Origin of the sequence: Sulfuricurvum sp. (assembly GCF_023250475.1) — a bacterium.
Lineage (GTDB): Bacteria > Campylobacterota > Campylobacteria > Campylobacterales > Sulfurimonadaceae > Sulfuricurvum.
Genome location: NZ_JAHFAQ010000135.1, coordinates 1 through 5,899 on the forward strand (window position 1 = coordinate 1; position 5,899 = coordinate 5,899).

The 5,899-nt window shown below is 42.7% G+C and carries 7 protein-coding genes; all 7 read left to right on the plus strand.

Annotation, left to right across the window (positions count from 1 at the left end; genetic code table 11):
* Nucleotides 1-232, plus strand: a 232-nt coding sequence (locus Q0C19_RS10595) for a chemotaxis protein CheW (RefSeq protein ID WP_295055812.1), incomplete at its 5' end; no start/stop codon positions are given.
* Entirely contained in the window at nt 225-1,046 is an 822-nt protein-coding gene (locus tag Q0C19_RS10600; RefSeq protein ID WP_295055814.1) for a protein-glutamate O-methyltransferase CheR, read from the plus strand. The genes Q0C19_RS10595 and Q0C19_RS10600, both read left to right, overlap by 8 nt.
* Nucleotides 1,047-1,056: 10 nt before the next feature.
* A complete protein-coding gene (locus Q0C19_RS10605; protein WP_295055816.1) occupies nt 1,057-2,436 on the plus strand; it encodes a PAS domain-containing protein in 1,380 nt (459 codons plus the stop codon).
* Between the two features lie 5 nt (nt 2,437-2,441).
* Nucleotides 2,442-3,254: a HAMP domain-containing sensor histidine kinase gene (locus Q0C19_RS10610; protein WP_295055818.1), complete on the plus strand. Its 813-nt coding sequence runs from the start codon at nt 2,442-2,444 to the stop codon at nt 3,252-3,254.
* Entirely contained in the window at nt 3,254-3,736 is a 483-nt protein-coding gene (locus tag Q0C19_RS10615) for a chemotaxis protein CheD (protein WP_295055820.1), read from the plus strand. The genes Q0C19_RS10610 and Q0C19_RS10615 overlap by 1 nt, the downstream gene beginning before the upstream one ends.
* Before the next feature lie 2 nt (nt 3,737-3,738).
* Entirely contained in the window at nt 3,739-4,764 is a 1,026-nt protein-coding gene (locus Q0C19_RS10620; RefSeq protein ID WP_295055822.1) for a chemotaxis response regulator protein-glutamate methylesterase, read from the plus strand.
* A 38-nt stretch (nt 4,765-4,802) separates the two neighbouring features.
* The coding region (locus Q0C19_RS10625; protein ID WP_295055824.1) for a PAS domain-containing sensor histidine kinase at nt 4,803-5,899 on the plus strand (1,097 nt) is incomplete at its 3' end.

Genomic DNA, 5,899 nt, shown 5'->3' on the forward strand with positions numbered 1-5,899 from the left:
GCGGATCGAACCGTGGGAAGGGATACTGGTATGTGTCGAGACCGAAGCGGGAAGAATCGCTATTATGGTCGATGAACTGGTAGGCCGCCAGCAGGTTGTTATCAAACCGTTGGGTAAATCTTTGGCGAAACTCAAAGAGATTTCCGGGGGAGCGATACTGGGAAGCGGCGATATCGCATTGATATTGAACGTTGATGCCTTGCGTCCGGTGATCGAGGGCACGCATGCATGAAATTGAACTCCGTCCTGAGGAGTTTGCCCTTTTTCGGAAATATATTTATGAAAAAGTAGGAATATCCTTATCGGATCAAAAAAGCACGCTGGTAAAAGGGCGGCTTAATAAACGGCTTAATCATCTTGGCCTTAAGTCGTTTCGTGATTATTACGATTACCTTGTTTCCGATCTAAGCGGTGAGGAACTCTCCTTTTTTGTCAGTGCAATTTCGACTAATGTTACCTCATTTTTCCGTGAAGGGGCTCAATGGAAATGGCTGGAGAGCTATCTGCCGGCACTTGTCGCTTCCAAGCGGGAAAAAAAGCTCCGTATCTGGTCAGCGGGATGTTCCAGCGGGGAAGAGCCGTATACGATACTGATGTTTTTGCAGCACCATCTGAGTGATTTTGAGAAATGGGATATCAAGATTTTGGCAACGGATATCTCCTCGAAGGTTCTTACCCACGCCATGCAGGGCGCGTATGAGCCTAAAGCGGTAGAGGGATTGTCCAAAGAGATCATCGGGCGTTCGTTTGAGGCCAAAAAAACGGAGGAGGGACGGTATCAAATCCGTGCTTCTTTGAGAGAGAAAATTTTATTTCGCAAATACAATCTTGTGACCGATCCGTTTTTTTTCAAAAACAATTTTGACATGATTTTTTGCCGTAATGTGATGATCTATTTCGATGAAGCTACCCGTCACGATTTGATAGGGCGTTTTACAACGCTTCTTCCCAAAGGTGCGCCTTTGTTTCTTGGGAGTTCCGAATCATTGACGACCCATCGTGAGAGCCTAAAACTTTTAGGTTCTTCAATTTATCAACGACTATAAGGGATTATCAGTGGAAAACTTAGGGTGTGCCGTTGCTATGAAAGAGGCAAAATTTGAGAATGATGAACTTTTCTTTTCGATTACCGATCACGCGAGTACAATCCTCTCGGGGAATGAGGTATTCGTCCGTATCAGCGGATATAAAAAAGAGGAGTTGATCGGACAATTTCATAATATTATTCGCCATCCCGATATGCCCCGTATTGCATTTAAGGTAGTATGGGATCATCTCAAGAGTGATAAACCGGTTGTGGCGTATGTCAAAAACAAGACGAAAGAGGGGGGATACTATTGGGTACTGGCAGCTGTATTCCCTCTGAACGACCGTTTTGTATCGATTCGCATAAAACCTACTTCCGCTATTTTTGCCGTCGTTCGGGAACTCTATTTCAAGCTTTTGATGGCAGAAACAAGCGGCGGGATGGAAGCAAGCGAACCGATGCTGTTCGAGCTCCTGCAGGGGCTGGGATATAACAGTTATGACGATTTTATGTCGGATGCCCTTTTATCAGAACTCAGTGAGCATAAAAAGCTCATTGCGGATGTCGATTCGAGTGAAAAAATATGTTCTGAGGTCAATACCCCTTTGGGATTAGGGCTTAAAGCTTTATTGGGACATAGCCAAATACTAATGCGCCGGTATGAGCAATGGTTTGAAAAAATCGAATTGTATAATCAGGTAAAGAACGTCTTTGAAGAAAAAGGGGGTGTTTTACGCCATCTTGCCCGTGATATCGTTTTTTTATCTCTCAACGCATCGGTAGCCTCGTATAAAGTAGCTAACGGCGGAGAGACATTTGGCGTCCTTGCCAGCGATATCCGTATTAATGCCAAAGAGAATGATAGACTGATCGAACATATTCATACGTTGGCACAATCGCTAACCGATACCCTCAATGAATTGATCTTCACCGTGTCCGCACTGAGTATTCAGATAGAGATGGTAAACTATTTTATTCAAGAGACGTTGCACTGCAATGTAGAATCGCTCTCCTCGGAATTGAACGAGAATATTGATTTTCTTGTGGAGTTGGTTTTGATTTACAGTGAAAAATTGAATACATTACAGGTAAAGATGGATTGTTTCATCCAAGAGAGTACCAAATATCTCGATCAGCTCGAGCAGCAGGTGATGTATTTAGGGTATATCCAAGTATATGGAATTATCGAAGCGGCCAGTAATAACGATGAGACAGTCGGCTTCGGAGGGATTTTTTCACAGTTAAAAGGGTTGATCGGCCAAACGTCCGAAGAGATTGCTCTCATGCAAAAAATGGGAACTACTTTTCATACCGAAAATCGAAATCTTATGGCAGAAGCGCACAATATCGGTATGATCTTAAATCAATTCCAAATAGAATCGGACGCTATCAAAACAATGGATGTATAACTACTATGAAAGAAATTGAAAATAATGAAGTCGCTTTTTTGAGCCGAAAAATACTCGATTTAAATAAACAGCTTATGGACAGTGAAAAAGCAAAAACACGTTTTTTATCACTGATTGCCAATGAGCTTAATAATCCGATGACGGCACTTTTGGGTTTGATTCCCCATTTAGCTTCACAAAATAGTGAAAAGCGTGAAAAGATACTGGAACTGGCAGAGCAAGAGGCTCTTCATTTGGATTTTCATATTCAAAATCTTGTTGCAGCGGCAGAGATTGAGACCGGAGAGATTAAAATGAGTTATTCTCTGATTGATCCCGAAGAGTTAATCGATGAAGTTCTAAAAGCGTTGAAATATTGGATGAAAGAGAAAAATATTCACATTCTTATCGAAAATAATCTGAAACAGAAAATTGTTACCGATTCGCAAAAACTTCATCTTATAATCAAAAATCTTTTAGCCAATGCGTGTGCTTACGGTAACGCTGAGAGCATGGTAAAAATTACTATCAACAGCAATGGCGACAAATTGACCATAGACGTTAAAAATCAAGGCGAAGGGCCGAAAGTAGAGTTTAAACCGCAAATTTTTACCCGTTTTGCTCAGCAGGCCGGAGGCAGTGTCCACGGCTTGGGAATCGGACTAAGCATTGTACGCGGTTTGTGCGAACTGTTGGAGGGCGAAATCGACTACGATGCGGATGGGGAATTTGTGACGTTTACGGTGACCTTGCCGCTTGATACAAAGCTTCCTGACTCAGAAGCATACGGTTCAAATGAGTTTTTATTTGAATCGTTCGACGACTCGATTGAGATTTAATGATACAAGGGTGTTCCACGTTTATTCATGTAGGTCAAATTCATGTTGATACCTCTCCCTCCGCTATCTCTACTGTTTTAGGCTCCTGTGTTGCAGTGTGTTTGTATGATACAGCACTCGGATTGGGAGGGATGAACCATTATTTGCTCCCTTTTTGGAATGGTAATGGCTTACAATCACCAAAGTTCGGGAATATAGCTATTCCGAAATTGATTGAAGCGATGTTAGACGCGGGGTCATCGATACATAGGATGGAAGCCAAAATATTTGGCGGTGCATCGATGAATATCGGTGCATCGGAGGCGATGATGATTGGGCAAAAAAATATTTTGGTTGCCCGAGAAATATTGCGAGAGTATCGTATTTCCATTGTTGCTGAAGATGTCGGCGGACAAAACGGACGAAAAATTCAATTAAATTTGGAGCGGGGTAAAGTACAGTTAAAGTATACGACTCGAAGTGATCTAGGAAACGGAGGATAAAAATGGCAATACGGGTGCTGATAGTCGATGACAGTGCCACGGCACGAGCCGTACTGCGTGAAATTTTAGAGAGCGATCCCGCCATCGAGGTTGTGGCAACCGCTTCGGATGCCTACGTGGCTCGCGATAAGATTGTCGAGTTAAAGCCTGATGTCGTGTGTCTGGATGTAGAGATGCCGCGTATGGACGGCATTACGTTTCTGAAAAGATTGATGCACTATATGCCCATACCGGTTGTGATGGTCTCCTCTTTGACCCAAAACGGTGCACGGACAACCCTCGAAGCGCTTGAAGCGGGGGCAGTCGATTTCGTCGGAAAACCCCATTCTCATATATACGACGGTGTTGAAACCATGCGAGAAGAGCTTCTCAGTAAAATCAAAATGGCCTCTCGTGTCCGCGTCCGTCCCCGTTTACTGCAGAGTATTCAACAAGCCAATACAACCTCTTTGGCGGAAACTACCAACAAGATTTTGGCTATCGGTGCCTCAACGGGGGGAACGGAAGCGCTCAAAGATCTATTGATGGGATTGCCGCGTAATGCTCCGGGTACCATTATTGTACAGCATATGCCCTCGAATTTTACCGGGCCGTTTGCCGAGAGATTAAACGGATTGTGTGCCATGGAGGTGCGAGAAGCTCGAAATGGCGACTCTATCACTCCGGGAGTCGCGCTCATCGCTCCGGGAGATTATCACATGGTGGTTCGACGCTCGGGCGCACGATATTATGTTGAGATCGGGAGCGGTGAAAAAGTTTCCGGACATCGTCCTTCCGTCGATGTCCTTTTCAACTCTGTAGCCAAAATAGCCGGGGTTAACGCCATCGGTGTCATTTTAACCGGAATGGGTGGGGATGGCGCGCGCGGATTATTGTCCATGCGTAATGCAGGTTCTCGTACTCTAGGACAGGATGAATCCAGCTGCGTTGTGTATGGGATGCCGAAAGTTGCATTTGATATCGGGGCGGTTGAAAAGCAGTTGCCGTTGAATAAAATAGCTCAAGAGATTATTACTCTGATTTCATAATGACTAGAAGAGTAAACGCATCCTGATAGGAGGATTTTTTGAGTTCCGATTTTTTTAGAAATCAGCAGTATTTTAAGGCCTTGACGGAATCTTCGATTGTTTCTAAATCGAATACCAAAGGGACTATTATTTTTGTGAATGACAATTTTTGTAAAGTGACAGGGTACACTGAGCAAGAGATGATCGGACATTCCCATAACCTTTTTCGACATCCCGACAATCCCGATTCCATGTATAAAGAGATGTGGGATACGATTAATGCCGGTAAGATTTGGCGTGGACGGATGATTAACCGTAATAAAGACGGATCCGATTTTATTGCGGAATCGACAATTATCCCTTTGGTGGACGAAGACGGGAAGATCCATGAATATATGGCGATTCGAAATGATATTACCGATATGGTCAAATTAAAGAGGGAGATATTTTTAAAAGAGCAGGAAAAGGTTGAACAAGAGAAAATTCGAGAAGCCCAAAAATCCTTTCTTTTACTCTTTACCCATGAACTTAAAACGCCTCTCAACGCGATAATTAATTTTACCAAATACATTCGAAAACAGATTGAATCACCTAAAGCCATCGATAAAGAAAAACTTTTAGCTCTTTTAGATACCGTTTCGGATAATGCTGCGGACATGCTTGAAACCATCACCATGATTTTAGAAACTTCCAAGCTTACTACTCACAAGCTTACTTATAACTATACTCTTTTCAGTCTCAATGAGTTGATCACGGTAGCGTTGACCAAGTATGATTCCCTAATCAATGAAAAAAATATCAAGCTAATACAGCATTTTGATCGCGATGTTTTCATTTACAGCGATATTCTACGTATCCAACAGATATTTTCCAATATACTCTCTAATGCTATCAAATACGGCAATGATGAAATCATCATTACCCTTCGTGATAGCGCTGCGGACAATGTTGTCATCACTGTTGAAGATAACGGACCTGGAATTCAGGATAAAGAGGCAATTTTTGATCTTTATGCCCAAGAGGGTGAAAATTTTTTACAACGAAAAGGGCAGGGGACCGGTATCGGTCTTTATTTCATCAAACTTCTGTGTCAAGATTTAAATATTTACTATAAAATTGAAGATAGAGAACAGGGAATCGGGACAAAGTTTATCCT